At 62.1% G+C, this 25,899-nt stretch carries 22 protein-coding genes; 6 read left to right on the top strand and 16 right to left on the bottom strand.

Features of this window, described 5'->3' with window-relative positions; genetic code table 11:
- The first annotated feature begins 107 nt into the window (after positions 1-107).
- The 3 genes from rpsO to MFF34_RS16505 all read left to right on the top strand — a co-directional run bounded on the left by rpsO (position 108) and on the right by MFF34_RS16505 (position 3,343).
- A complete protein-coding gene (gene rpsO, locus MFF34_RS16515) occupies positions 108-377 on the top strand; it encodes a 30S ribosomal protein S15 (RefSeq protein WP_012274241.1) in 270 nt (89 codons plus the stop codon).
- Between the two features lie 247 nt (positions 378-624).
- Complete coding sequence (pnp, locus tag MFF34_RS16510; RefSeq protein ID WP_027595020.1) at positions 625-2,730, top strand: polyribonucleotide nucleotidyltransferase; 2,106 nt, start codon at positions 625-627, stop codon at positions 2,728-2,730.
- A gap of 262 nt (positions 2,731-2,992) precedes the next feature.
- Positions 2,993-3,343, top strand: a complete 351-nt coding sequence (locus MFF34_RS16505) for a BON domain-containing protein (protein ID WP_238215364.1) — start codon at positions 2,993-2,995, stop codon at positions 3,341-3,343.
- An 80-nt stretch (positions 3,344-3,423) separates the two neighbouring features.
- On the opposite strand, the gene MFF34_RS16500 is transcribed toward MFF34_RS16505, so the two are convergent.
- Positions 3,424-3,726, bottom strand: coding sequence for a putative quinol monooxygenase (locus tag MFF34_RS16500; protein ID WP_027595019.1), 303 nt, complete (start codon positions 3,724-3,726; stop codon positions 3,424-3,426).
- A gap of 60 nt (positions 3,727-3,786) precedes the next feature.
- Here MFF34_RS16500 and MFF34_RS16495 point away from each other — a divergent pair, with 60 nt between their 5' ends.
- On the top strand, positions 3,787-4,200 hold the full coding sequence (locus tag MFF34_RS16495) for a VOC family protein (protein WP_027595018.1): 414 nt from the start codon (positions 3,787-3,789) through the stop codon (positions 4,198-4,200).
- 129 nt (positions 4,201-4,329) lie between these two features.
- Here the strand turns inward: MFF34_RS16495 and MFF34_RS16490 are convergent, their stop codons facing one another.
- The 14 genes from MFF34_RS16490 to dksA all read right to left on the bottom strand — a co-directional run bounded on the left by MFF34_RS16490 (position 4,330) and on the right by dksA (position 23,402).
- Entirely contained in the window at positions 4,330-7,260 is a 2,931-nt protein-coding gene (locus tag MFF34_RS16490) for a DUF748 domain-containing protein (RefSeq protein WP_238215302.1), read from the bottom strand.
- A 78-nt stretch (positions 7,261-7,338) separates the two neighbouring features.
- Entirely contained in the window at positions 7,339-8,208 is an 870-nt protein-coding gene (locus tag MFF34_RS16485) for an oxygenase MpaB family protein (RefSeq protein WP_238215300.1), read from the bottom strand.
- 41 nt (positions 8,209-8,249) lie between these two features.
- A complete protein-coding gene (acs, locus tag MFF34_RS16480; RefSeq protein ID WP_238215298.1) occupies positions 8,250-10,184 on the bottom strand; it encodes an acetate--CoA ligase in 1,935 nt (644 codons plus the stop codon).
- Between the two features lie 131 nt (positions 10,185-10,315).
- Positions 10,316-10,645 (bottom strand): hypothetical protein, encoded by a 330-nt coding sequence (locus MFF34_RS16475; protein ID WP_225935674.1) that lies wholly within the window; start codon positions 10,643-10,645, stop codon positions 10,316-10,318.
- A 164-nt stretch (positions 10,646-10,809) separates the two neighbouring features.
- Complete coding sequence (gene pgi, locus MFF34_RS16470) at positions 10,810-12,474, bottom strand: glucose-6-phosphate isomerase (protein ID WP_238215297.1); 1,665 nt, start codon at positions 12,472-12,474, stop codon at positions 10,810-10,812.
- A gap of 144 nt (positions 12,475-12,618) precedes the next feature.
- Entirely contained in the window at positions 12,619-13,482 is an 864-nt protein-coding gene (panC, locus tag MFF34_RS16465) for a pantoate--beta-alanine ligase (RefSeq protein ID WP_027595013.1), read from the bottom strand.
- Positions 13,479-14,279 (bottom strand): 3-methyl-2-oxobutanoate hydroxymethyltransferase, encoded by an 801-nt coding sequence (gene panB, locus MFF34_RS16460; protein WP_238215296.1) that lies wholly within the window; start codon positions 14,277-14,279, stop codon positions 13,479-13,481. Before panB ends, panC begins: the two co-directional genes overlap by 4 nt.
- 250 nt (positions 14,280-14,529) lie before the next feature.
- Positions 14,530-15,009, bottom strand: coding sequence for a 2-amino-4-hydroxy-6-hydroxymethyldihydropteridine diphosphokinase (gene folK, locus MFF34_RS16455; protein WP_027595011.1), 480 nt, complete (start codon positions 15,007-15,009; stop codon positions 14,530-14,532).
- Positions 15,006-16,394 carry a polynucleotide adenylyltransferase PcnB gene (locus MFF34_RS16450; protein WP_027595010.1) on the bottom strand — a complete coding sequence of 463 codons (1,389 nt, stop codon included), beginning with the start codon at positions 16,392-16,394 and terminating at the stop codon, positions 15,006-15,008. Before MFF34_RS16450 ends, folK begins: the two co-directional genes overlap by 4 nt.
- Positions 16,395-17,240: 846 nt before the next feature.
- Complete coding sequence (locus MFF34_RS16445) at positions 17,241-18,680, bottom strand: sigma-54 dependent transcriptional regulator (protein ID WP_238215295.1); 1,440 nt, start codon at positions 18,678-18,680, stop codon at positions 17,241-17,243.
- A gap of 4 nt (positions 18,681-18,684) precedes the next feature.
- Positions 18,685-21,660, bottom strand: coding sequence for a sensor histidine kinase (locus MFF34_RS16440; protein WP_027595008.1), 2,976 nt, complete (start codon positions 21,658-21,660; stop codon positions 18,685-18,687).
- Positions 21,644-21,820: a hypothetical protein gene (locus MFF34_RS16435; protein WP_003250005.1), complete on the bottom strand. Its 177-nt coding sequence runs from the start codon at positions 21,818-21,820 to the stop codon at positions 21,644-21,646. The genes MFF34_RS16440 and MFF34_RS16435 overlap by 17 nt, the downstream gene beginning before the upstream one ends.
- 184 nt (positions 21,821-22,004) lie before the next feature.
- On the bottom strand, positions 22,005-22,892 hold the full coding sequence (gene gluQRS / locus MFF34_RS16430; RefSeq protein ID WP_238215294.1) for a tRNA glutamyl-Q(34) synthetase GluQRS: 888 nt from the start codon (positions 22,890-22,892) through the stop codon (positions 22,005-22,007).
- Positions 22,893-22,955: 63 nt separating this feature from the next.
- Positions 22,956-23,402: an RNA polymerase-binding protein DksA gene (dksA, locus tag MFF34_RS16425; RefSeq protein WP_027595006.1), complete on the bottom strand. Its 447-nt coding sequence runs from the start codon at positions 23,400-23,402 to the stop codon at positions 22,956-22,958.
- Between the two features lie 210 nt (positions 23,403-23,612).
- Between dksA and MFF34_RS16420 the strand changes: the two genes are divergently transcribed.
- The gene (locus tag MFF34_RS16420) at positions 23,613-24,785 is read left to right on the top strand and encodes a pyridoxal phosphate-dependent aminotransferase (RefSeq protein WP_238215293.1); all 1,173 of its coding nucleotides are present in this window, start codon (positions 23,613-23,615) and stop codon (positions 24,783-24,785) included.
- On the top strand, positions 24,785-25,498 hold the full coding sequence (gene sfsA, locus MFF34_RS16415; protein ID WP_238215292.1) for a DNA/RNA nuclease SfsA: 714 nt from the start codon (positions 24,785-24,787) through the stop codon (positions 25,496-25,498). The genes MFF34_RS16420 and sfsA overlap by 1 nt, the downstream gene beginning before the upstream one ends.
- Here the strand turns inward: sfsA and MFF34_RS16410 are convergent.
- Complete coding sequence (locus MFF34_RS16410) at positions 25,488-25,805, bottom strand: Rieske (2Fe-2S) protein (RefSeq protein ID WP_186683304.1); 318 nt, start codon at positions 25,803-25,805, stop codon at positions 25,488-25,490. The genes sfsA and MFF34_RS16410 overlap by 11 nt on opposite strands.
- Positions 25,806-25,899 lie beyond the last annotated feature (94 nt).

Here is a 25,899-nt window from a genome sequence, read left to right as displayed (position 1 = left end):
TCAAGGGTGGCTGTCAGTAGGCACGGTCACACCTTTCTTATTAATACAGGGATTTGTCCCTGGCCTATTGGACCCCGTTCGCGGGATCCGTTATCAGGAGAAGCCAAATGGCCCTCAGCGTTGAAGAAAAAGCTCAAATCGTTACCGACTTCCAGCAAGCAGCTGGCGACACTGGTAGCCCGGAAGTTCAGGTTGCTCTGCTGACCGCGAACATCAACAAGCTGCAAGGCCACTTCAAGGCCAACGGTAAAGACCACCACTCGCGTCGTGGCCTGATCCGTATGGTTAACCAGCGTCGTAAGCTGCTGGACTACCTGAAGGGCAAAGACACCACTCGTTACAGCGCCCTGATCGGTCGCCTGGGCCTGCGTCGCTAATAGCGGCCTGGTCAGTGGTGTGCATGGCGTCTCATGCATTGGCAACGCTGCCTGGCAGCGTTGTCTTTGGGCGCGCCATGCGTATCTCCGAGGCTGGCAGCCTGGTTACGTTGTGCGATTTTCCGCGCTTCGGCCAGGCTCCCAGCCTCGTGTTGTATCTGGACGGTCAATGGGGCCGATTCCCCGTTCTGCCCAAGAATTCGCAAGAAACCAGTTCCCCCAAGAGCCACTGAAAAGGTAGGAAACCGTGAACCCGGTAATCAAGACATTCCAGTTCGGTCAATCGACCGTTACTCTCGAAACGGGCCGTATTGCCCGTCAGGCCACCGGCGCAGTGCTGGTCACTGTAGACAACGACGTCACCGTACTGGTGACCGTGGTCGGTGCCAAGCAAGCCGATCCAGGCAAGGGTTTCTTCCCTCTGTCGGTCCACTACCAGGAAAAGACCTACGCCGCCGGCAAGATCCCAGGTGGTTTCTTCAAGCGTGAAGGCCGTCCTTCCGAGAAAGAGACCCTGACCTCGCGCCTGATCGACCGTCCGATCCGTCCGCTGTTCCCTGAAGGCTTCATGAACGAAGTCCAGGTCGTCTGCACCGTGGTTTCCACCAGCAAGAAGACCGATCCGGACATCGCTGCGATGATCGGTACCTCGGCTGCCCTGGCAATCTCCGGCATTCCGTTCGAAGGCCCGATCGGCGCCGCCCGCGTTGCTTTCCACGAAAGCACCGGCTACCTGCTGAACCCGACCTACGAGCAACTGGCTGCCTCGAGCCTGGACATGGTCGTTGCCGGTACCTCCGACGCCGTTCTGATGGTTGAATCGGAAGCCCAAGAGCTGACCGAAGACCAGATGTTGGGCGCTGTTCTGTTCGCCCACGACGAATTCCAGGCTGTTATCCAGGCTGTCAAAGAGCTGGCCGCCGAAGCTGCCAAGCCGACCTGGGACTGGAAACCTGCCGTTGCCAACACCGAGCTGTTCAACGCCATCCGCGCTGAATTCGGCGAGGCTGTTTCGCAGGGCTACACCATCACCGTCAAGGCCGACCGCTACGCGCGCCTGGGCGAGCTGCGCGATCAGGCGATCGCCAAGTTCTCCGGTGAAGAAGGCCAGCCATCGGCTTCCGAAGTCAAAGAAATCTTCGGCGAAATCGAATACCGCACCGTTCGCGAGAACATCGTCAACGGCAAGCCGCGTATCGATGGCCGTGACACCAAGACCGTTCGCCCGCTGAACATCGAAGTCGGCGTCCTGCCGAAGACTCACGGTTCGGCGCTGTTCACCCGTGGCGAAACCCAGGCCCTGGTCGTTGCGACCCTGGGTACTGCACGTGACGCCCAGCTGCTGGACACTCTCGAAGGCGAGAAGAAAGACCCCTTCATGCTGCACTACAACTTCCCGCCGTTCTCGGTTGGCGAGTGTGGTCGTATGGGCGGTGCTGGCCGTCGCGAAATCGGCCACGGCCGTCTGGCCCGTCGCTCGGTCCAGGCCATGCTGCCTGCCGCTGACGTGTTCCCGTACACCATCCGTGTGGTTTCGGAAATCACCGAGTCCAACGGTTCCAGCTCGATGGCTTCGGTCTGCGGTGCTTCCCTGGCACTGATGGACGCCGGTGTGCCGATGAAGGCGCCGGTTGCCGGTATCGCCATGGGCCTGGTCAAGGAAGGCGAGAAATTCGCGGTCCTGACCGACATCCTGGGTGACGAAGACCACCTGGGCGACATGGACTTCAAGGTTGCCGGTACCGCCAAAGGCGTTACTGCACTGCAGATGGACATCAAGATCAACGGCATCACCGAAGAGATCATGGAAATCGCCCTGGGCCAAGCCCTGGAAGCGCGCCTGAACATCCTCGGTCAGATGAACCAGATCATCGGCCAGTCGCGTACCGAACTGTCGGCCAACGCTCCGACCATGATCGCGATGAAGATCGACACCGACAAGATCCGTGACGTCATCGGCAAAGGCGGCGCCACCATTCGCGCCATCTGCGAAGAGACCAAGGCTTCGATCGACATCGAAGACGACGGCTCGATCAAGATCTTCGGCGAAACCAAGGAAGCAGCTGAAGCAGCCCGTCAGCGCATCCTGGGCATCACTGCCGAGGCCGAAATCGGCAAGATCTATGTGGGTAAGGTCGAGCGCATCGTTGACTTCGGTGCCTTCGTCAACATCCTGCCTGGCAAAGATGGCCTGGTGCATATCTCCATGCTGAGCGATGCTCGCGTCGAGAAAGTCACCGACATTCTGAAAGAAGGTCAGGAAGTCGAAGTGCTGGTATTGGACGTGGACAACCGCGGCCGTATCAAGCTGTCGATCAAAGACGTTGCCGCGGCCAAGGCCTCCGGCGTCTAAGCGACTGACGCGCAATAGAAAAAGAGCCCTTCGGGGCTCTTTTTTTTCGCCTGACGGGAACCTTTTGTACAGTTGCATCTTGCACGCAGGTTTACCTCGCAGGTTGCAAAATGCACGACTCATGCAATTGGATGAAAATGCTAAGTCATTGATCTATAAGCATTTAATCGAAACGAAAAAGCTGGCACAGCACATGCAACTACCTTCATACCTGCAGCCAGGAACAACGGCGCAGACCTTTCGAAAAACAGGAGTGACTCACATGAAGAAGTTCGCCATTGCTGCCGCTACTGCTACCGCTCTGACCCTGACCATGGCTAATGCGGCATTTGCCCAACAGTCCACCCAGGCCCCTATGACGCTGGCGGCCGGTGAGATGACCAAAGCCACGGAAGCGACTTCCGATACTTGGATCACCACCAAGGTGAAGGCTGACCTGATGACCGAGAAAGGTGTACCTGGCAGCGATATCAAGGTTGAAACCAACAAGGGTGTCGTTTCGCTGTCTTCCGATGTGGCAGTGACTGATTCGCAGAAAGAGATGGCAGTTGCCATCGCCAAGAAGATCAAAGGTGTTCAGGCCGTTTCGGCTGATGGCCTGAAGTCCGAATAAGGGACGTCCCGTCGGCCAAAAGGATTTGGCCACCAACACAAAAAGCCTCGGCAACCTGCCGGGGCTTTTCTTTGGCTGCTTCAAAAGCCCGGGTTGCGGGCGATTACATCGCTTTCGAAGCAGTCCTGCTCGGCGATCAGCGGCTCAACCAGTGGGCGGCTGTCGCGAAAGTGTGCCGTCTGGGTGTGTGCTTCATAGGCGGCGTCGTCCTGGTAGATCTCGTAGAGGTAGATGACCTCGGGGTCTAGGCGGTCCTGGGATACGTCGAACACCAGGCAACCTGGCTCGTTGGCCACTGATGCAGCGGCATTGACCTTGATGGCCGTTAGAAAAGCCTCGGCGCAACCGGGCTTCACGCGTGTCTTGATAAACAGGCTATACACATGGCACTCCTTTTGTTTTACATTCTCATGTGAATTGTATACAAAAATGGAGTCGCGCCAATGTCTGAATTGCCTGAACGCCCTGGTCGCTTGAACGGCTTGCGCCACATTGCCTTGTTGGTACCCAACCTTGAGGAGTGCGAGCGCTTTTACGTCGACGTGCTGGGCATGGAGGTGCTCAACCGCGCCAATGAAGACCTGGTCTACCTGACTTGCGGTAACGACAACCTGTCATTGGGGCGCGGCGCCGGGGCCGCTAATGGCTTGCAGACGCTCGATCACTACGGCTTCATCGTCGACAGCGTGGAGGAGCTGGAGGCTTGGTATCAGTACTTCAAGGCGCACGGGGTGACCCTGCTGGACCGCCCGTTCAACCACGGTGACGGGGCGCGCAGCTTCCATTTGCTGGACCCGGCGGGGAACAAGGTGCAACCGCTGTATCACCCGGCAGTGTCGGGGCAGCGGCTGGTTTGAATGCATGGCCTTGGGTTGACTGTACTGGCCTCTTCGCGGGTAAACCCGCTCCCACCCGAACTGTGTAGCCTCCAAATCTAGCGCAGATCCTGTGGGAGCGGGTTTGCCCGCGAAGGGGCCAGCACTGGCTCATTCGGCATCCAGATGCATCGGTGTAATTACCCGGCCATCACTCTCGGCCTTGCCCAGGGTCGTGTCGATGAAGTACACCCGGTCATCTTCCAGCTTGCCTTTGTCCACCAGGTAGTCCTTGATGCTGCTGGCCCGCTCCTGGCCCAGCGTGCGTAGCAACGCGGCACTTTCGGCCCAGGACTTGATCACCGCCTCGCGCAGCTTGGCAGTGCGCTCGTCGCGGCCAAGCTGTTCCCACTCGGCCGGTGGTTGCTGCTTCAGGCGGGTGCGGTAGATGCCTTCGAGCATCGCCGGCTTGTCGCTGTCGTCGACCACCAGCATCGAAGCATTGGCAGGCACTTTGTCGCCACGACGTTGCAGGATCTTATACCAGGTGGCCTGGTATTCGCGATCCAGGCGCTGCTGGGCGATCAGCGGGCCGTCGCTGGTCTGCGCACTGGTGCCTTCGATTTCCAGACGCAGTTCCGGGCGCTCTTTGAGCGCCGAGGCCAGTTTGTCCAGGGAGGACTGGGCATCGCCCGTGAGCTCACTCGAGCCCGGGGCGAACGCGACAGTGCCAAGGTCTTCGGAACCCCCGCCAGCAATCAGCCCGCCGATAAACTTGAAGGGTGCCTGGGCCGCGCGCAGCACCAGGTTGCGCAGGGTTTGCCAGACGATCGGCATGACGCTGAACTGCGGGTTGTTGAGGTCACCGGTCACCGGCAACTCGATGGAAATCTTGCCCTCGGTGTCCTTGAGCAGCGCGACCGCCAGGCGGATCGGCAGGTCCACGGCATCTGGGCTGTCGACCTTCTCGCCCAACTGCAGTTGCTCGACCACCACTTTGTTCTCGGCCTTGAGCTGGCCGTTGGTGATCAAGTAATGCAGGTCGAGGTTGAGCCGCCCCTTGCGGATACGGAAGCCCGCAAACTTGCCGGAGTAGGGCGTCAGCGTGGTCAGCTCGACCCGCTTGAAACTGGTGGCGATATCCAGGCTGGCCAGCGGGTTGAACGGGTTGAGCGCGCCTTTGATGGTGACCGGCGCATAGCGGTCGACCTTGCCCTTGATGTCCACCTTGGCCGGGTTCGGCTTGCGGTTGTCGATGGTGCCGATCTGGCCGTTGAGTTGCTGCACGGCGGTGGCGAAGTTGGGCGTAAGGGACAGGTCGGCGAAGTTGGCCGAGCCGTCATTGATGTCGATCTGGCCAATATGGATGCCCAACGGCTTGTCGCTGCTGGCCGGTTTCGCGGCCTTGGCTGCCGGCGCATCGGCCGGCTGCGGGATTAGCAGGTCGTTGACGTTGGTGGTGCGGTCTTCGTTGATGATGAAGCGGGCATAGGGCTGCAGCAAGGTCACCTTGTCGATCGACAGGGCATCACCGTGCACATAGGACAGGCCATCGACGTTCACCTGCTGCCATTTCACGAAGTCGCGGCTCTTGATCGTGTCGAGGGTATGCAACTGGTTGACCTGGGCCTTGCCGGTGACGTTGAAGGCCAGTGGCTCGGTGCTTTTCAGGTCGACCTTGAGGTCGCTGGCAAGCATGCCGCTGCGAAGCTCCAGCAGAATGAACGGGCTGATGTAGGCCTGGGCCACACGCAGGTCGATGTCACGTGTGCTGACATCCAGCTTGGCCCAGACAGGCGCCAGATTCACTTGGCCGGCAGCCTGCAATTTGCCTTGTTTGCCCACACCGGTGTCGAGTTTGAGCGTGAAAGGCGACTGGTTGAGGCTGTCGAAGCCTTGCAGGTCGACATTGAGCGGGCCGACATCCAGTGCCACCGGTTCTTTCTGGCTACGGTCTGCCAGGTGCACGTTGTAGTTGCGCAGCTGGACGTCCTTGAGCAGCACTTGCCACGGCTTGCTCGGCGCTTGGGCGGCTTTTTCTGCAGGCGTAGGTTCGGCGGCGGCGGGCTCGGCTTTTTCTTTCGGCGTGGCCTTGGCCGGTTGGCTGGCGAACAGCTTCTGCCAGTCGAGCTGGCCGTCTTTTTCCAACGCGGCCCAGGTTTCGAGCTTGTCGCTGCGAATCTTGCCGACGATGACTTTTTGCTTGGCCAGGTCGATAGAGGTGTCACTGACCTCCAGGTTGGCCAGGCGTACCAGCTGGCGGCCATCCGGAGCCTTGATGGCGAACGGCGCCACTTTTACCGAGGTGTTGTCCAGCAGCAGCTCGGTCTCTTTGGACAGGTTGAAGGTGTAATGAGTGTCGAGGCTGATGACGCCTTCTTCCAGCACCAGTGGCACGGCGTCACGCACATACGGCCAGAACGCCTTCATCTTGCCGTCGGTGACCTTCAAGGTGCCTTCGGAAGCAATGGGCGAAAGGCTGATAGTGCCACTCCAGTCGATCTGCCCGCCGTATGGGCCCTTCGCTACCAGCGTCATGTCAGCATTGTCGTCCGGGAGCGTGCTGAGGTTTTTCAGCTCCAGGTTCATGTTGTCGTACAGAAACTCGATCGGCTCGCTCGGGCGCTCGTCCTGGAAGTGCAGGTAACCTTCCTTGAGCTTGATGCTGCCGATGCGCAGCGGGAATGGGTCGCTGGGCGGCTGCTCGGGCTTGGCTTCGCTGGGCGGCAGCTTGAACAACTGGGTCAGGTTGAGCTGCCCGCCCTTGGCGAACAGCACTTCGCTGCGCGGTTTGTCGAGCTCTACCGCCGTCAGGTGCACTGCGCCATTCCACACGCTGTCGAGCGCAAGGTTGGCATAGAGCCGCTCGAAGCCGACCTGTTCCTTGCCTGGTTCGCCAATTTGCAGGCCCCACAGCGTCAGTTCGAGGCTGAAGGGGTTGAGCTCAATGCGCTGCAGGTGAGCAGGCACGGTGGCATATTGCGCCAATTGCTGATTGGCAATGCGCAGTGCGACACCGGGGAGAATGAGGAAGCCGAGCAGGCTGTAGAGGGCTACGAGAGCCACCATGGCGCCGAGGGCGCGAATCAATCCTTTGTACATGTGTCGCTTCGTCTGTCTAAGCAGGAGTGCTTGGAGTATGGCAGGTTAAATCAGTTCCGCTGAGGCGACCGATTCGCCTCATTCGATACCCATGCGCCGTTTCGCTCGGTGCGCCGAACCATCGCGCATGGCCCAGCGCAAAACCGGCGCAGTGCGTTGCAGGCCGAGGCGGATCAGGCGCCGCTGCAATGGCCCGTGCTGCAACCCGAGCATGGCCTGGGCCCAGTCGGGCAGCAGGTCGATGCCGGCGTTCAGCATGAGCTTGCCGACAGGTTGTGCCAGGCGGCTGGGTGCTGGGGCGGCAAGCAGGATGTCGACCACCTCATGGCTGCGGGCATCGCACTGCAGCTGCGGGCGCATGTGCCTCAGGTAGTCCTCGACCTGCTGGCAGGAGCGCGGCACATCGCGCGCGCCCAGGCGTTCGGCGATCAGGGCAATCTCGTTGTAGTAGGCATCCTGCTCGGCGCGGGGCAGGTGCGGGTTGCGGTAACGCAGGTGGGCCGCGAGGAAGCTGCTGACTTCGGCCACATGCACCCAGGTCAGCAGCCCCGGGTCGCTGGCGGCATAGGGGCGGCCATCGGCGGCAGTGCCAGTGACTTGCAGGTGGATGGTGCGGACTTTTTCGATCAGCCACTCGGCGTCGCGGGTCGAGCCAAAGGTGGTGCCGGAGATGAACTGGCTGGTGCGACGCAAGCGGCCGAGCAGGTCTTGGCGAAAGTTCGAATGGTCCCACACGCCGGCCAACGCCAGCGGGTGCAGCAGTTGCAGCATGAGGGCACTGATACCGCCGACCAGCATGCTTGGGAAATCGCCGTGCACTTGCCAGCTGATGCTCTGCGGGCCAAACAGCCCAGGGTCGCCCTTGGGCGTTTCCAGGTCGAGCTGGCCGAGGGCCAGCCCGGTAAGGCTCATGACCTGGGTTTCGATGCGGCGGCGAAGGGCTTCCATGGCGACCTGTCGTTCAGGGCGGCCATGAAAGGGGCCGCCAGCTAGTGGTTGAGGCGTTTGTCGATCAAGCCCTGAACCACACTCGGGTCGGCCAGGGTCGAGGTATCGCCCAGGTTTTCCAGCTCGTTGCAGGCGATTTTGCGCAGTATACGCCGCATGATCTTGCCCGAGCGGGTTTTGGGCAGCGCCGGTGCCCACTGGATCAGTTCCGGTTTGGCGAAGCTGCCGATTTCCTTGCTGACCAAGGCCAGCAGTTCGGCCTTGAGCGCGTCGCTTGGGTCGACGCCGTTCATGGGGGTGACGAAGGCATACACTCCCTGGCCCTTGAGGTCATGGGGGTAGCCGACCACCGCGGCCTCGGCGACGCTGTCGTGCAACACCAGCGCGCTTTCCACTTCGGCGGTGCCGATGCGGTGGCCGGAGACGTTGATCACGTCGTCGATGCGCCCGGTGATCCAGTAGTCGCCGTCGGCATCGCGGCGTGCGCCGTCGCCAGTGAAGTAGTAGCCGGGCATGGGTTTGAAATAGGTTTCGACCATGCGCTGATGGTCACCATAGACGCTGCGAATCTGCCCGGGCCAGCTGGCCTTGATGGCCAGCACGCCAGCGCCAGGGCCTTCAATGGGGGTGCCTTTTTCATCCAGTAGCACCGGCTGTACGCCGAACATCGGTTGGGTCGCGCAGCCCGGTTTGAGCCGTAGCGTGCTGGGCAGGGGCGTGAGCATGATGCCGCCGGTTTCGGTCTGCCACCAGGTATCGACGATCGGGCAGCGCTTTTGGCCGACTTCTTCGAAGTACCATTCCCACGCTTCCGGGTTGATCGGTTCGCCGACGCTGCCGAGCAGGCGCAGGCTTTTGCGCGAGGTGCTCTGGAGTGGCCCGGAGCCTTCGCGCATCAGGGCGCGCAAGGCCGTTGGCGCGGTGTAGAAGATGTTGACCTGATGCTTGTCGACCACCTGCCAGAAGCGCGAGGTGTCGGGGTAATTGGGTACGCCTTCGAACATCAGCGAAATCGCGCCGTTGGCCAGCGGGCCATAGACAATGTAGCTGTGGCCGGTGACCCAGCCTACATCGGCGGTGCACCAGAACACTTCGCCCTCGTGGTAATCGAACACCACCTTGAAGGTCATGGTGGCCTGCAGCAGGTAGCCGGCAGTGGTGTGCAGGACGCCCTTGGGTTTGCCGGTGCTGCCGGAGGTGTAGAGGATGAACAGTGGGTCTTCGGCTGCCATCGGTTCAGGTGGGCAGTCGTCGCCAGCGTGTTCCGTCACCTGGTGATACCAGAGGTCGCGGCCCTCGCTCCAGGCCACATCACCCCCCGTCCGCCGGACAACGAATACGCTGCTGACATTCGGGCAACTGGCCAGGGCCTTGTCGACGTTCAGCTTCAGTGGAATGCGCTTGCCACCGCGGATGCCTTCATCGGCGGTGATCACGGTATGGCAGTCGGCATCGAGGATGCGGTCACGCAGGGCATCGGGCGAGAAGCCGCCGAACACCACCGAGTGCACGGCGCCCAGCCGGGTGCAGGCGAGCATGGCGAAGGCGGCCTCGGGAATCATCGGCATGTAGATACACACCCGGTCGCCTTTTTTCACACCGCGTGCCTTCAGGGCGTTGGCCAAGCGGCAGACGTGGCGGTGCAGTTCGCGGTAGGTGATGGCTTTGGCGTCTTGCGGGTCGTCGCCCTCCCAGAGCAGGGCAGTCTGTTCACCGCGCGTGGCCAGATGGCGGTCGATGCAGTTGTAGCTCACGTTCAACTGGCCACCGTCGAACCAGCGTGCCTGGCCGGTTTTGAGGTCGCACTGTTGCACGCTCGACCAGGGTTTTATCCAGTCCAGGCGTTTGGCCTGTTCGGCCCAGAAGGTATCGGGGTCTTCCACCGATTGGCGGTAGAGGCGGCGGTAATCGTCGTCAGTGAGGGCGGCGGACTGGCTGACGGCCAGGGCCTGAGGGTAGTCGCGGATATCGAACATGGCGGGTGGTCCTTGCGCTTGTCGGGGGCGATGGACTGCAACGGCTATTCGATGGACAAGTGTAGTCAGGCGGGGTTCGTCTGTATGAGAAAGACAAAGGGCCCACCATGACGGTGAGCCCTTTGTGGGGGTCAATTGGCGGACGGGCGACCGACCTTCCAATAAATGTAACCGAGCCCGATTGGCGCGATGAAGATGGCCAAGAACCAGCACATGAACATGGTGATGACCTTGACCAGCAGCATAAGCAGCGCGGGCACGACGAACAGGTTGTTGCCCATGATGAAGCCGACGATGCTTTCGTAAACGAAGCGCGCGTAGGGATACAGCAGCGTGCTGATGACCGCCATGCTGATTTCGCCAACGGGCAGATCGGGCGAGGCGTTGACTTTGCCGCTGATGAAAATCGCGCCGATGATGGCGCCGAACACCAGTTGACGGAAGTAATAGCCTGATTTCATGCTGCCAAAGATCGTGGCCTTCAGCCTGTCCATAAGATCCCTCTCATACTCGGATTTGTTGAAGTGGCGCACCTTAGCAAGATGTAACCGTGTGTGCCAGACCGTGAATGAGAAGGCGTGATGGGTTTCTGTGGGGGAAGGGCCGCTGAGCGGCCCCTGTGTCATCAACCGCGGTGACGGCCGCGGAAGTAGTTGATCAGGCCCTGGGTAGAGCCATCTTCGGCGCTGTCTTCCTGGCTGCCGACAAGGCGCTGGTAGACACCTTTGCCCAGCTCTTTGCCCAGCTCCACACCCCATTGGTCAAAGGCGTTGATGCCCCAGATCACGCTCTGTACGAAGACCTTGTGCTCATACATCGCCACCAGTGCGCCCAGGCGGCGTGGGCTGATGCGTTCGACCACCAGGGTGTTGCTCGGGCGGTTGCCCGGGATCACCTTGTGCGGGGCCAGCTTCTCGATGTCGGCTTCGTTCAGGCCTTTGGCGCGCAGTTCGGTCTCGGCTTCATCACGGGTTTTGCCGAGCATCAGCGCCTGGCTCTGCGACAGGCAGTTGGCGTACAGCCACTGATGGTGGTCGGCCACCGGGTTGAAGCTCACCACCGGCACGATGAAGTCAGCAGGAATAAGGTGGGTACCCTGGTGCAGCAACTGGTGGTAGGCGTGCTGGCCGTTACAGCCCACGCCACCCCAGATCACCGGGCCGGTTTCGGTATGCACCGGCGTGCCGTCCTGCAGCACGCTCTTGCCGTTGGACTCCATGTCCAGCTGTTGCAAGTGCTTGGTGATGTTGCGCAGGTAGTGGTCGTACGGCAGGATCGCGTGGCTGCGGGCGCCCCAGAAGTTGCCATACCAGACGCCCAGCAGGGCCAGCAGCACCGGCATGTTCTTGTCGAACGGCGCGGTCTGGAAGTGCTGGTCCATGGTGTAGGCACCCGACAGCAGCTCCTTGAAGTTGGCGGTGCCGATGGCCAAGGCGATCGGCAGGCCGATGGCCGACCACAGCGAATAGCGCCCACCCACCCAGTCCCACATCGGGAAGATGTTCTCTTCACGGATACCGAAGGCGACGGCGGCGGCCTTGTTGCTGGAAACGGCGATGAAGTGGCGATACAGCTCTGCTTCCGAGCCGCCCTGGGCCAGGTACCAGGTGCGCGCGGCCATGGCGTTCTTCAGTGTTTCGAGGGTGTTGAACGATTTCGACGAAACAATGAACAGGGTGGTTTCGGCGCGCAGGTTGGCCGACAGCTCGTGGAACTCACTGCCGTCGATGTTCGCCAGGTAATGGCAGCGTACGCCGCGTTGTGCGTAGGGCAGCAGCGCTTCGGAGACCAGTTCCGGGCCGAGGAACGAGCCGCCGATGCCGATGTTGACCACGTCGGTGATCGGCTTTTCGCTGTAACCGCGCCACAGGCCATCGTGAATGCGCCCGACCAGCTCGGTGATCTGGTTGAGCACCTTGTGCACTTCCGGCATCACGTTGACGCCGTTGACGCTGAGCTTGTCGCCCACTGGGCGGCGCAGGGCGGTGTGCAGCACCGGGCGGCCTTCGGAGGCGTTGATGATCTCGCCGCTGAACATCGACTTGATCGCATCCTGCAGGCCGACTTCGTTGGCCAGGTCCACCAGCAGGTCGCGGCTTTGCTCGGTGATCAGGTTTTTCGAGTAGTCGAGGAACAGGCCGCAGCTGCTCAGGGAGAACTGATCAAAGCGCTTGGCATCGGCGGCGAAGGCTTCACGCATGCTGAAGTCTTGCATGGCGTCGCGGTGTTGCTGAAGCGCCTGCCAGGCGGGCAGGGCCGTCACATCATGGGGAGTACGGTAATACGCCATTGCTCAGGGTTCCTTGGTGCGTTGTGAGGCCTTGGACATTGGCCACGGCTGTCAGTTGCAGGCAGTCATTATAGGCATTGGCGGCGCGGGGGGAATGGGGGCGTGAGAGGATATGAAAGGGGCCGCGAGGCAGCCCCCGAAGGCTTACGCGGTCTTGTCTTCCACGTGCAGGTACAGGTTGTCGATCAACCGGGTGTTACCCAGGTAAGCGGCGGCAATCACCACCAGGTCGCGATCATCGATCATGGCTGGGCGCAGGCTCACGGCATGGCGCACTTCCAGGTAGTCCGGGCGGAACCCGGCGGCGGTCAGTTGCGCCTGGCCGTCGGCCACCAGCGCGGCAAAATCACGCTGGCCACGGCCAATGGCCGCCCCGATGTGCTGCAGGGTGCGGTACAGCGCAGGTGCGGTAACACGCTGCTCGGGGGTGAGGTAACCATTGCGTGACGACAGCGCCAGGCCATCGTCGGCGCGCACGGTCGGCTCACCGATGATCTGGATGGGCATGTTCAGGTCGCGCACCATGGCGCGGATCACTGCCAGCTGCTGGAAGTCTTTTTCGCCGAACACGGCCAGGTCTGGCTGGACCATGTTGAACAGCTTGCTGACCACTGTCGCCACACCCTCGAAATGCCCTGGCCGGCTGGCGCCGCACAGGCCTTCGGAAAGGTGGGGGACGCTGACCCGGGTTTGCACGCTCATGCCGTCGGGGTACATCTCTTCGACGGTTGGTGCGAACAGCAGGTTGCAGCCGGCCTGGAGCAAGCGCTCCTGGTCGGCTGCAAGGGTGCGTGGGTAGGTGGCGAGGTCTTCGTTGGCGCCGAACTGCAGCGGGTTGACGAAGATACTGGCAACGACAAAGTCGGCCCGCTGGGCGGCCTTGGTCACCAGCGCGGCATGGCCGCTGTGCAGGTTGCCCATGGTCGGCACGAACGCGATGCGCTTGCCTTCGCCCCGCGCGCGGCCAACGGCGGCGCGCAGTTCACGGACAGTCTTGACTGTGTTCATGCGCTGAACCCGTGTTCACTGGCAGGGAAGCTTACGTCCTTGACCGCCGTCACGTAGGCGGCGAGGGCGCTTTCGATGTCCGGCTGGCCGGCCATGAAGTTTTTCACGAACTTCGGCACCCGGCCGCTCAGCGACAGGCCAAGCATGTCGTGCAGGACCAGCACCTGGCCGTCGGTGGCGCTACCGGCGCCAATGCCGATGACCGGAATGCTCACGGCCTGGGTGATTTCTGCCGCCAGTTCGCTCGGTACACACTCCAGCAGCAGCATGGCCGCGCCGGCCTGTTCCAGGGCAATGGCGTCGGCACGCATCTGCCGCGCCTGGGCTTCCTGACGGCCCTGCACCTTGTAACCGCCCAGCACATTGACGGTTTGTGGGGTCAGGCCCATGTGCGCGCACACCGGCACGCCACGTTCAGCCAGCAGGCGAATGGTCTCGGCCAGCCAGGCAGCGCCTTCGAGCTTGATCATGTGGGCGCCGGCCTGCATCAGCGTGGCGCAGTTGGCAAAGGCCTGTTCGGGGGTGGCGTGGGCCATGAACGGCAGGTCGGCCAGAATCAGTGCGCCAGCGTTGCCACGTTTGACGCAGGCAGTGTGGTAGGCCATTTCCTGGGTGGTGACAGGCAGCGTGCTGTCATGGCCCTGCAGGACCATCCCCAGCGAGTCGCCCACCAGCAACACTTCGACACCGGCCTGGCTGGCAACCTTGGCGAAGGTCGCGTCGTAGCAGGTCAGCATGGTGATTTTTTCACCCTTGGCCTTCAGGCCATGCAGGGTGGTCAGGGTTACTTCAGGCATGTAGGAAAATCCTCGTTCAGGCGCTGTTAAAACGACTGCATACAACGCGTGTAGTCATCTTCCGGAGCGGCACATCATCGCGCGTGATGTTCGGGCACAGGTCCGTCCGGGCCTAAATACGGGTATGCGGCACTTGGGTGCCACACGGGACGCCTATAGTCGTGAGCGAGGTGGGGGAAGTCAATCACCCTGTTACCGCATTGTTACGATCAGGGTGTTACTGGCGTTACCGCCGTCTGCAGCGCCCGAATTACAGGCGCTCGAGGCCGACGAACGGGCAGGCGCTGATGAGTTGGGCGAGGTCGCGGCCATCGGGCAGGCAGAAGCCTGCGGGCACCAGTTCGGCCAATGGGTAGAGCACGAAGGCGCGGGCGTGCATATGGTAGTGCGGCACCTGCAGCCGCGGCACGTCGATCAGGTGGTCGCCGAACAGCAGGATATCCAGGTCGAGCGTGCGCGGGCCCCAACGCTCTTTGCGCACACGGCCCTGGTCATTTTCGATGGCCTGCAGGGCATCGAGCAGCGCCAGCGGCTCGAGCGAGGTGTCGAGCGCAGCCACGGCATTGGTGTAGCGCGGCTGGCCAGGCAGCAGCGAGTCACTGGTGAACAGGCTCGAAGTGGCCACCAGGCGGGTGCCGGTGGCCTGGTCGAGCGCCTGGAAAGCGTTCTGCAGTTGTTCTGCAGGCTCGTCCAGGTTACTGCCCAGGCCGATGTAGGCGCGCGTGGTCACTCGAACGCCTCTTCGCCACCACGCTTACGCTTGCTGGCACTACGTTTGCGCTTGCGTGGGCCTGCGCCAGTGCCTTCGTCACGGCTGCCCAGCTCGCGAATCATCTCGCGGCGCTCGCTGTCATTGGCATCCTGGTAGTCAGTCCACCATTGGCCGAGGTCGTCGGTTTCTTCGCCCGCGCTTTCACGCAGCAGCAGGAAGTCGTAACCGGCACGGAAGCGCGGGTTGTCGAGCAACTGGTCGGCACGTTTGCCGCTGCGGCGTGGCAGGCGTTCCTGCATGTCCCAGATTTCGCGGATCGGCAGGGTGAAACGCTTCGGGATGGCAATGCGTGCACACTGTTCGGCGATCAGGTCGTGAGCCGCGCCGTTCATGGCCGGAATCGGTGGCACACCTTGGTTTTGCAGGTGCAGTACACGGGCCGGCAGGGCGGGCCAGAGCAGCGCAGCGAAGAGGAAGGCCGGCGTGACTGGCTTGCCCTGCTTCACACGCAGATCGGTGTTGTTCAGCGCCTGGCTGATCAGGGTGTGGGTGTAGGTAGGGCGCTCGTCCAGAGCGTGCGCGCTGGCCGGGAACAACGGCTCGAACAGCTGCAGGTCGACCAGCATTTCGAAGGCCATCGCACCTTGGCCGGAGAGGAACAGCTTGAGGCTTTCCTCAAACAGGCGTGCCGGGGGGATTTCGCGCAGCATCGGCGCCAGTTCGCGGATCGGCTGGACCGTGTGCTTTTCGATGCCGAAGTCGAGCTTGGCAGCGAAACGCACGGCACGCAGCATGCGCACCGGGTCTTCCTGGTAGCGATGGGTCGGGTCACCGATCAGGCGCAGCAGGCGGTTACGCACATCGTGCACGCCGTTGGCGTAATCGAGGATGCGTTCGCTGACCGGATCGTAGTAGAGGGCATTGATGGTGAAGTCGCGGCGTTGCGCGTCTTCTTCCAAGGTGCCGTACACGTTGTCACGCAGGATGCGACCACTGGCATTGTGCGACGAACGGTGGGTATCACCTTGATCGTCTTCCGAGTGGTGGGCGCGGAAGGTGGCGACTTCGATGATCTCACGGCCGAAATGCACGTGGACCAACTTGAAGCGGCGACCAATGATACGCGCGTTGCGGAACTCGGCACGGACCTGTTCAGGGGTGGCGCTGGTGGCGACGTCGAAGTCTTTTGGGGTGATGCCAAGCATCAGGTCGCGGACACAGCCACCGACCAGGTAAGCCTGGTAGCCCGCACTCTGCAGGCGCTCTACGATGTTCACCGCGTGGCGGCTGAACTGGTGGCGTTGCAGCGAGTGTTGGCTCTTGTTGATCACCTCAGGCGTGGTGCGCCTGTGGTGCTGGCCCGGTACGGGAGGGCGGAACGACTGGAACAGCTTCTTCAGCATGGGATGCACTGTTTGAAGGAATGTTCGGCCAAGAATAGGAGAATGGCCGCATGATGGGCGGGGATTCTAGCATTTACTCAAGGAATGGTGTAGGCGGGTAGCAGGATGCCTGCCAGAAGGGAGAAACGACAAGGGGAGCCTAAGCTCCCCAAGAAGTCGTTGCGTGCTCTTATTATTTTTTTGCTGGGCTTCTTGTTTTTGTTGAGTGCCCTGTCCACAAATCGCAAAGCTTGTGGACGACCCCTAATCCAGGGGTAAAGAGCAAACGGATTGCTTTGGCCGCTGATGTCACGTTGATCTGTCGATCCAACCAGTTCAGGCGCTGCTTTTTAGTGCAGTTTTTGTTGTTCTCTGCCTGGTCGTGGGGCAAGCCCCAAACACGCATCCTCTCCAAAAGAATCAGTTAGCTGCGCCTCCGCCGTCTTGTTTTTATTGTGCGTGAGCCGTTTCGTCTTGTTCTTATTCTGAGTTGCAGTGCTTGTTATTGTTTTTGTACTAAGCATATAGCAGGTGCCGTGCCAACTTTTCGAAAGCCAATGAAATCAAGGGTTTGGAGGTTTTCGGAGGTTTTTGGAAGGCTGAAAATGGCGGGGTTTCGTTACCGTACACCTCGGGAACTGTTACGCCTGAAAGCTTGGGTAACAGATTTTCGCGGGTGCTGATGTGTTACCTGGGGTGTGCGTAGTGGTTTTTGCCGGCCCTTTCGCGGGTGAACCCGCTCCCACAGGTACCGCATTGCCCTTGCGGGCAGTGAGATCCTTGTGGGAGCGGGTTCACCCGCGAAGAGGCCGGCAGCCCGAAAAAGAAATATCAAGGCAGGAAAGGCCCGCCTGCCCACGCGATCTTTTACTCGCTGGTGGCGTTGCTCTTGCGCCGCGGGATACCCAGGCGCTGGCGGCGTTCCCACAGGCATTTGCGGCTGACGCCAAGCTTGCGGGCAAGCTCGGTCTCGGTCATGTGGTCTTGGTGCTCGAGCACGAAGTGCTGGAAGTAATCCTCCAGCGACAAGTCCTCGGTAGGCTCATGGCTGGCATTGCCCGCACTGGCCACGGCCAGGGCGTTGTCGAGGATGTCGTCGTCTTCCAGGTCGCTCAGCTCGATGTCGATACCCAGCAGGTCGGCGGAAATTTCTGCGCTCTCGCTCAGAATCACCGCACGCTCCACGGCGTTTTCCAGCTCGCGCACGTTACCCGGCCAGCTGTAATGACGAATCGCTTGCTCGGCATCGGCGGAAAAATGCAGGTCATCCCGGCCAATCCGTGCGCTCTGGCGGGCCAGGAAGGCACTGGCGATCTCGTTGACGTCGCTGCCGCGCTCGCGCAGGGCTGGTAACTTCAGGGCGATCACGTGCAGGCGGTAATAAAGGTCTTCACGGAACTGGCCGGCCTTGGCCAGGTTTTTCAGGTCGCGGTGGGTGGCCGCAATCAGGCGCACATCGACCTTCTGCGATTGCACCGAGCCCACCCGGCGGATTTCGCCTTCCTGCAACACGCGCAACAGGCGCGCCTGGGCTTCGAGGGGCAATTCGCCGATCTCGTCGAGGAACAGCGTACCGCCGTCCGCCGCTTCGACCAGCCCGGCGCGCCCTGCGCTGGCGCCGGTGAAGGCGCCTTTTTCGTGGCCGAACAGCTCGGACTCGATCAGGGTCTCCGGGATGGCCGCGCAGTTCACCGAGATCATCGGTGCCTTGGCCCGGCGTGACAGGTTGTGCAGGGCACGTGCGACCAGCTCTTTACCGGTACCCGATTCGCCCTGGATCAGGACATTGGAATCGGTCGGTGCGACTTTGCGGATCTTGCTGTACATGTCCTGCATGGGCGGGCACGAGCCGATGATGCCGATCTCGCCGTTGGCAGACGCGCTATTACCTTTGTCGGCCGCGACCGCCTTGCCGTTGCCCCGCGGTTCTGCCGCCGGCGCGGCAGCAGGCGCGTTTTGCCGGTCGCGCAGGATGCGCGCCACGGCCTGGAGCATCTCGTCGTGGTCGAAGGGCTTGGCGATGTAGTCCACCGCGCCCATTTTCATCGAGTCCACCGCCGAGCGCAGGCTGGCGTAGCTGGTCATGATCAGCACTGGGGTGCCCTGGCCGAGCTTGATCAGCTCGGTGCCAGGCGCGCCGGGCAGGCGCAGGTCGCTGACGATCAGGTCGAAGGTGGCAATGCTGAAGCGTTCCTGGGCTTCCTGCACCGAGCCGGCTTCGCTGACCTGGTACTGGTTCCGCTCGAGCAGGCGACGCAGGGCCGAGCGGATGATGGTTTCGTCTTCGACGATCAGAATATGCGGCATTGATTCAATTCTCTCGACGGTCTCGAATTTCAGGGGACGTCGCTACGACATGCCGGGGCAGGGTCACGCGGATCCGGGTGCCACGTTGCCGTTCGATGTCGGCAGGGCTGTCGATGGTGATTTGCCCATAATGCTCTTCCACGATGGAATAGACCAGAGCGAGCCCCAGTCCGGTTCCTTCGCCCGGGTCTTTGGTGGTGAAGAAGGGCTCGAACAGGCGGTCCATGATGCTCTTCGGGATCCCGCTGCCTTCGTCTTCGACAATCAAATCGACGGTGTGCTCGAAGACGGAGCTGCGCACACGCACGGCACTGCCGGGCGGTGAGGCGTCGCGGGCGTTGGAGAGCAGGTTGATCAGCACCTGGGCCAGGCGCTGCGGGTCCCCTTCGGCCCAGTGTTCCGGGTCGCAGAGGTTGAAGAACTGGACTTCGAAATTGCGCCGGTTCAGTGCCAGCAGCCCAATGGCATCCTGCGCCACTTCGGCCAGGCACACCGGCTCTTCGCTGTTCTGGTGGCTGCCACCGGCATGGGCGAAGCTCATCAACGACTGGACGATGCGCGACACCCGTTTGGTCTGTTCAAGAATCTGGCTCGACAGCTCGGTGATCTCGCCATCGCCCTCGCGTTCCTCGCGCAGGTTCTGCGCCAGGCAGGCGATGCCGGTAATCGGGTTGCCGATTTCGTGGGCCACGCCGGCCGCCAGGCGGCCAATGCTGGCCAGGCGCTCGGAGTGCACCAGCTTGTCTTCCAGGGCCTGGGTTTCGGTCAGGTCCTCGACCAGCAGCACCAGGCCACTGTTACCCGGCGCCAAGGGCTCGTCGATGGCGGCCTTGTGCAGGTTCAGCCAGCGAGGCTGCCCGTCGAGGGCCAGGCGTTGCTTGTGCAGGTGTTCGTCGGGCACGTCGATGAAGCCCTGCAGCAGGCCGCGCCAAGGTTCGCCGATGGTCACCAGGCGCGAGCCGACCACGTGCTTGGCGGCGATGCCGGTCAGCTCTTCCATGGCCTTGTTCCACATCAGGATCTCTTGGTCCTTGGCCAGGGAGCAGACGCCCATGGGCAGTTCCTGCAGGGTCTGGCGGTGGTAGCGGCGCAGGGCGTCGAGTTCGGCGGCAAGGCCGGTCAGGCGCGAGTGATAGTCTTCCAGGCGGCTTTCAATGAAGTGGATGTCTTCAGTGACATAGTTTTCGTTGCCGGATTTGTAGGGCAGGAAGGTCTCGACCATGTCCTGGGCCACGCTCGGCCCCATCAGGCCCGATAGGTTGGCCTCGATGCGGTCGCGCAGGCGGCGCAACGCATAGGGGCGGCGCTCGTCGAAGGGCAGGTAGAGGTCGCGCAGGGCCTGCTCGACTTCTTTCTGCGCAGCCTTGGCGCCCAGTGGCTTGGCCAGCTGGGTGGCAAATTCCTGTGGCGAGGCCGCGTGCAGCTCGCGGCGCTGCGGGCGGCGCACGTTGTCCACCGCGCACGCTTCGGCGGCGCTGGCTTCTTCACTGCTGGCATTGGTGAACAGCGAAATCAGGGTGAACAGCAAGACGTTTGCCGCCAGCGAGGCGATGGCCGCCATGTGCCAGCTGGTGTCGTCGAGGACGTAGATCATGTCCAGCAGCGGAATGTAGAAGCCCTGCAGGTTGCCCAGCAGCGGCAGCAGCATGGTCACCAGCCACACCAGGGTGCCGGCCAGCAGGCCTGCGATGAAACCGCGGCGATTGGCGGTAGGCCAGTACAGCACCGACAACACGCCCGGCAGGAACTGCAAGGTGGCGACGAAGGCGACGATGCCCAGGTTGGCCAGGCTCTGGTGGTTGTTCTGGGTCAGGTAGAACATGAAGCCGGCGGTGATGATGGCGACGATCAGCGCGCGGCGGGTCCATTTCAGCCAGCGATAGATGTTGCCTTCGGCCGGCGGCTGGTACAGCGGCAGCACCAGGTGGTTGAGGGCCATGCCCGACAGCGCCAGGGTGGTGACGATGATCAACCCGCTGGCCGCAGACAACCCGCCGATATAGGCCAGCAGCGCCAGCGCTTTGTTGTTGGCGGCGATGCCCAGCCCCAGCGTGAAGTATTCGGGGTTGGTGCTGGCGCCCAGGCGCAGGCCGGCCCACAGCACCAGCGGTACGGCCAGGCTCATCAGCAGCAGGAACAGCGGCAGGCCCCAGCTGGCGCTGACCAGCGAGCGTGGGTTGAGGTTTTCGGTGAAGGCCATGTGGTACATGTGCGGCATGACGATGGCCGAGGCGAAGAACACCAGCAAAAGGGTGCGCCATGGCCCTTCCTGCAGCGGCGTGTGCAGCGCGGCCAGGGCGGTCTGGTTCTGCAGCAGCCACACTTCGAGCCCATGCGGGCCGCCAAACACACCGTACAAGGCGTAAAGGCCGATGCCGCCCAGCGCCAGCAGCTTGATCACCGATTCGAAGGCAATGGCGAACACCAGCCCTTCATGCTTCTCGCGCGTGGCGATGTGCCGCGAGCCGAAGAAGATGGTGAACAGAATGATCAGTGCACAGAAGGCGAATGCCACCCTGGCCTTGACCGGCTCGCCGGTCAGGATGCTGATCGAGTCCGCCACCGCCTGGATCTGCAGGGCCAGCAACGGCAGTACCCCGATCAGCATGATCAGGGTGGTCAGCGCGCCGGCCCAGGTGCTGCGGAAACGAAACGCCAGCAGGTCGGCCAGCGACGACAGCTGATAGGTGCGGGTGATCTTGAGGATTGGGTAAAGCAGCACCGGCGCCAGCAGGAAGGCCCCGGAGACCCCCAGGTAGCAGGCCAGGAAGCCATAGCCGTACTGGTAGGCCAGGCCGACCGAGCCATAGAAGGCCCAGGCACTGGCATAGACGCCCAGCGACAGGGTGTAGGTCAGCGGGTGGCGAATAATTGAGCGGGGTATCAGCCCACGCTCGCTGATCCAGGCCACGCCGAACAGCACCATGAGGTACGCGGCGCTGATCAGGATCATCTGGGTCAGGCTAAAGCTCATCGGCATCTCGTTGGCTCTGCAGGATGAAGGTGACGACGATCAGGATCAGCCAGAGCAGGTAGGGGCGGTACCAGGCTCCGGTCGGTTCGATCCACCAGTCCATGATGGCCGGGGAGAACAGGTAGATCCCCACGACCAGAAGCAGGACCAAACGATAGATGTACATGCTGGCCTCGATGGTTGGGCGCTGCGGGCTTGGACTTATTATTGGCGCAAAAGAGTGGGCGGATGCTAGCGGGAATCGGTAGGGTTAGCCAAGGGTTTGAAATTATTGGGCTTTTGTTTTTGAGAGGTAGGTTGCCTGTGCGGGGCCTCTTCGCGGGTAAGCCCGCGAAGAGGCCGAGGAGGACTCAGCGCAAATCAGCCTCTGGCACGGTCGTCCGCTGCGCAATCGCCTCGGGCCGCCACTGCTTGCGGGCTACCGCCAACACTTCAGCCGGCGTTGCCAGCAGCAACTCGGGGTTTGCTTCTTGCCCCAGCGCCCGCAATGCCCGCAACAGCAGGGGGGTAGCATGCTCCGCCTGTAAGGGCGGCGAGCGGTACGACTTGCCCAGCTTGTGCCCATCTGGCTGCACGATCAGCGGAATATGCAGGTAACGCGGCTGTGAGAACCCCAGCAGCTCTTGCAGGTACAACTGGCGCGGTGTGTTGTCGAGCAGGTCGGCCCCGCGCACGATATCGGTAACCCCTTGCCAGGCATCATCCAGCACCACCGCCAGCTGATACGCATACAGCCCGTCACGGCGCTGGATGACGAAATCACCCACCTCGCGCCCCAGGTGTTGCTGAAACTCACCCTGGACCCGGTCGGTGAACCGGTAGATCAACTCTGGCACCCGCAGACGGATCGCCGCGCCCTCGCGAGCATGCCCGGCGTTGCGGCACAAGCCTGGGTAAATGCCGTTGTGCCCTTCCAGCTGTTTGCGTGAGCAGGTGCAGGCGTAGGCCAGGCCCATGTTGAACAGGCGGTCGACCACTGCTGCATAAGCCTCATGGCGCTGGCTCTGGAACACCACCTCGCCATCCCACTCCAAGCCGTAACGCTCCAGGGTCTGCAAGATAGCGTCGCGGGCCCCGGGCATTTCCCGGGGCGGGTCGGTGTCTTCCATGCGCAGCAGCCAGCGGCCGTTGACGGCGCGGGCGTCGAGCCAGGAGGCGAGGGCGGCGACCAGCGAGCCGAAGTGCAGAAAGCCGCTGGGGGTAGGGGCGAAGCGCCCGATGTAGCTGGAGTCGTTCATGGCGGTCGTGCGTCTGAAAATGAAACGGGGCGCAAGATGCGCCCCGTTTGGGTGGGAAAAGGATCAGCCTTTGCCGACTGTTTTTTCCTTTTTCTCCGCGATTTCCTTGCAGTCGAAGCACAGGTCGGCGGTTGGGCGGGCTTCGAGGCGACGCAGGCCGATCTCGATGCCGCAGGACTCACACCAGCCGTACTCTTCGTCCTGAATCTTCTGCAGGGTCTTGTCGATCTTCTTGATCAGCTTGCGCTCGCGATCGCGGTTACGCAGCTCCAGGGCGAACTCTTCTTCCTGGCTGGCACGGTCGGCCGGGTCTGGGAAGTTGGCCGCTTCGTCCTTCATGTGGGTCACGGTCTGATCCACGCTCGTCATCAACTCAAGCTTCCAGGCACCCAGAAGTTTGGTGAAATGCTTGCGCATGGGCTCCCCCATGTACTCCTCGCCCTTGCTTTCTTTATAGGGCTCTACACCGTACATGGACTGACTGGTTTTTTGCTTTTCTACGGTGGACATGAATAGACCGCCTCTCACTCATCTGATCCAATGCGCAGGATGCTCCATCTCCGGCACCCGCCGGCCCTGCGACTGCGAGCCGCCGAACTTACCAGATAGATCGGGGGTGCGCTACCCCGCCCGATCCTGCTAATTGACAGCGGCGCGAGCCACACGTTCGGTAGCGTGCAGAGGTAGAATCTCCAGTTTAGACCCAATTGAGAGAAGGTCATGGCCCACCCTTACAGTGCGCGCAGCCGCGCCATCGAACCCTTTCACGTCATGGCGTTGCTGGCGCGGGCCAACGAGCTGCAGGCGGCCGGCCATGATGTGATCCACCTGGAAATCGGCGAACCGGACTTCACCACGGCCGCGCCGATCGTCGAGGCCGGCCAGGCCGCATTGGCCGCGGGCCACACCCGCTATACCGCCGCCCGTGGCCTGCCGGCGCTGCGCGAGGCGATCGCCGGCTTCTATGGGCAGCGATACGGCGTCAGTGTCGATCCTGAGCGCATTCTGATTACGCCGGGCGGTTCTGGCGCACTGTTGCTGGCCAGCAGCCTGTTGGTAGACCCAGGCAAGCACTGGCTGCTGGCTGACCCGGGCTACCCCTGCAATCGCCACTTCCTGCGCCTGGTCGAAGGCGGCGCGCAGTTGGTGCCGGTGGGGCCCGAGGTCAACTACCAACTCACCGCCGACCTGGTTGACCGCTATTGGGACAAAGACACGGTCGGGGCCCTGGTCGCCTCGCCAGCCAACCCGACCGGGACGGTGCTGAACCGTGACGAGCTGGCCAGCCTGTCGCGCGCTACCCGTGAGCGCCATGGCCACTTGGTGGTGGACGAGATTTACCACGGGCTGACCTACGGCATGGACGCGCCCAGCGTGCTGGATGTGGACGATGGGGCGTTTGTCCTGAATAGTTTTTCGAAGTATTTCGGCATGACCGGCTGGCGCCTGGGGTGGCTGGTGGCACCGCCCGGCGCCGTGGCAGACCTGGAAAAACTCGCACAGAACCTGTACATCAGCGCCCCCAGCATGGCCCAGCATGCTGCGCTGGCGTGCTTCCAGCCGCAAACCCTGGCGATTCTGGAAGAGCGCCGCGCCGAATTCGCCCGTCGCCGCGACTACCTGTTGCCAGCTCTGCGCGAGCTGGGCTTTGGCATCGCCGTCGAGCCCGAGGGGGCTTTCTACTTGTACGCCGACATCAGCGCCTTCGGCGGCGATGCCTTTGCGTTCTGCCGGCACTTCCTCGAAACCGAGCACGTGGCCTTTACTCCCGGCCTGGATTTTGGTCGCCACCTGGCGGGGCATCATGTGCGTTTTGCCTACACCCAGAGCCTGCCGCGCCTGGAACAGGCCGTGCAGCGTATCGCCCGCGGCTTGCGGAGCTGGCAAGGCTGATGGCGTTTTTTCCTCCACTTGAGCAGGGGCGCCTACTGCGGCGCTACAAACGGTTTTTGGCGGACATCGAGCTGGCCAATGGCGAGCAAATGACCATCCATTGCCCGAACACCGGGTCCATGCTCAATTGCATGCGCGAAGGCGGGCAGGTGTGGTTCAGCCGCACTAACGACCCCAAGCGCAAGCTGCCAGGCACCTGGGAGATCAGTGAAACGCCCCAAGGCCGCCTGGCCTGCGTGAACACCGGGCGCGCCAACGCATTGGTTGAAGAGGCGCTGCGTGCCGGGGTTATCAGTGAGCTGGCCGGTTTCACGGCGCTCAGGCGTGAAGTGGCGTATGGCGAAGAGGGCAGCCGCATCGATTTTCGCCTGGAGTTCGACACCGGCCCGGCCTATGTCGAAGTCAAGAGCGTAACCCTGGGCTACCCGGACACCGCCGTCGCGGCCTTCCCCGACGCCGTCACCCAGCGCGGTGCCAAGCACCTGCGTGAACTGGCGACGCTGGCTCGCCAAGGTGTGCGTGCGGTGCAGTTGTACTGCGTGAACCTGACCGGCGTTGACGCCGTGCGCCCGGCCGAGGAAATCGACGCGGGCTACGCCCAGGCCTTGCGCGCCGCCGTGGCTGAAGGCGTGGAGGTGCTGGCGTACGGCACCTACCTGGATGCCGAGCGTATCGTCATCGACCGCCCCTTGCCGGTACTGCTCAACCCTTGAGCCAGATGCCCTGGCTGTCTTCATGGCAGCCCAGGGCCTGCAGGCTGTCGCCCTCGCACGGCCCGGCCACGCATTCGCCGCTCTCTATCAGGAACAAAGCGCCATGATGGGCGCAGTGAATCAGGCTGGCGCTGTCATCGAGAAAGGCATCTGCAGCCCAGTTCAGTGGGATGCTGCGGTGTGGGCAGCGGTTGCGATAGAGGTACACCTGGCCCTGGCGGCGCACGCCGAACAGGTCGACGCCGTCTACGCTGAAGGCGCGGCTGTGGCCCTCGGCCAATGAGCTGGAGGTACAAAGGAAGTGCATGGCAAGGACGACTCGTGAAACACGTGATGGCTTGACGCTTCAATGCGAATAATTATCAAATTGCCCGCATTCGATGCGCCCGGCTGTCTATGGT

The sequence above is a fragment of the Pseudomonas sp. PAGU 2196 genome (assembly GCF_022179005.1).
In the GTDB taxonomy this organism is placed as follows: domain Bacteria; phylum Pseudomonadota; class Gammaproteobacteria; order Pseudomonadales; family Pseudomonadaceae; genus Aquipseudomonas; species Aquipseudomonas kermanshahensis.
The sequence above is the reverse complement of the archived record's forward strand: the minus strand, read 5'-3'. Positions and strand labels throughout refer to the sequence as shown.

What these genes read in the sequence shown, in the direction of transcription:
- rpsO (WP_012274241.1), top strand. Translation starts at nt 108, where the DNA reads ATGGCCCTCAGCGTTGAAGAAAAAGCTCAAATCGTTACCGACTTCCAG.
- MFF34_RS16505 (WP_238215364.1), top strand. Translation starts at nt 2,993, where the DNA reads ATGAAGAAGTTCGCCATTGCTGCCGCTACTGCTACCGCTCTGACCCTG.
- MFF34_RS16495 (WP_027595018.1), top strand. Translation starts at nt 3,787, where the DNA reads ATGTCTGAATTGCCTGAACGCCCTGGTCGCTTGAACGGCTTGCGCCAC.
- MFF34_RS16490 (WP_238215302.1), bottom strand. Translation starts at nt 7,260, where the DNA reads ATGTACAAAGGATTGATTCGCGCCCTCGGCGCCATGGTGGCTCTCGTA.
- MFF34_RS16485 (WP_238215300.1), bottom strand. Translation starts at nt 8,208, where the DNA reads ATGGAAGCCCTTCGCCGCCGCATCGAAACCCAGGTCATGAGCCTTACC.
- acs (WP_238215298.1), bottom strand. Translation starts at nt 10,184, where the DNA reads ATGTTCGATATCCGCGACTACCCTCAGGCCCTGGCCGTCAGCCAGTCC.
- MFF34_RS16475 (WP_225935674.1), bottom strand. Translation starts at nt 10,645, where the DNA reads ATGAAATCAGGCTATTACTTCCGTCAACTGGTGTTCGGCGCCATCATC.
- pgi (WP_238215297.1), bottom strand. Translation starts at nt 12,474, where the DNA reads ATGGCGTATTACCGTACTCCCCATGATGTGACGGCCCTGCCCGCCTGG.
- panC (WP_027595013.1), bottom strand. Translation starts at nt 13,482, where the DNA reads ATGAACACAGTCAAGACTGTCCGTGAACTGCGCGCCGCCGTTGGCCGC.
- panB (WP_238215296.1), bottom strand. Translation starts at nt 14,279, where the DNA reads ATGCCTGAAGTAACCCTGACCACCCTGCATGGCCTGAAGGCCAAGGGT.
- MFF34_RS16450 (WP_027595010.1), bottom strand. Translation starts at nt 16,394, where the DNA reads ATGCTGAAGAAGCTGTTCCAGTCGTTCCGCCCTCCCGTACCGGGCCAG.
- MFF34_RS16445 (WP_238215295.1), bottom strand. Translation starts at nt 18,680, where the DNA reads ATGCCGCATATTCTGATCGTCGAAGACGAAACCATCATCCGCTCGGCC.
- MFF34_RS16440 (WP_027595008.1), bottom strand. Translation starts at nt 21,660, where the DNA reads ATGCCGATGAGCTTTAGCCTGACCCAGATGATCCTGATCAGCGCCGCG.
- MFF34_RS16435 (WP_003250005.1), bottom strand. Translation starts at nt 21,820, where the DNA reads ATGTACATCTATCGTTTGGTCCTGCTTCTGGTCGTGGGGATCTACCTG.
- gluQRS (WP_238215294.1), bottom strand. Translation starts at nt 22,892, where the DNA reads ATGAACGACTCCAGCTACATCGGGCGCTTCGCCCCTACCCCCAGCGGC.
- dksA (WP_027595006.1), bottom strand. Translation starts at nt 23,402, where the DNA reads ATGTCCACCGTAGAAAAGCAAAAAACCAGTCAGTCCATGTACGGTGTA.
- MFF34_RS16420 (WP_238215293.1), top strand. Translation starts at nt 23,613, where the DNA reads ATGGCCCACCCTTACAGTGCGCGCAGCCGCGCCATCGAACCCTTTCAC.
- sfsA (WP_238215292.1), top strand. Translation starts at nt 24,785, where the DNA reads ATGGCGTTTTTTCCTCCACTTGAGCAGGGGCGCCTACTGCGGCGCTAC.
- MFF34_RS16410 (WP_186683304.1), bottom strand. Translation starts at nt 25,805, where the DNA reads ATGCACTTCCTTTGTACCTCCAGCTCATTGGCCGAGGGCCACAGCCGC.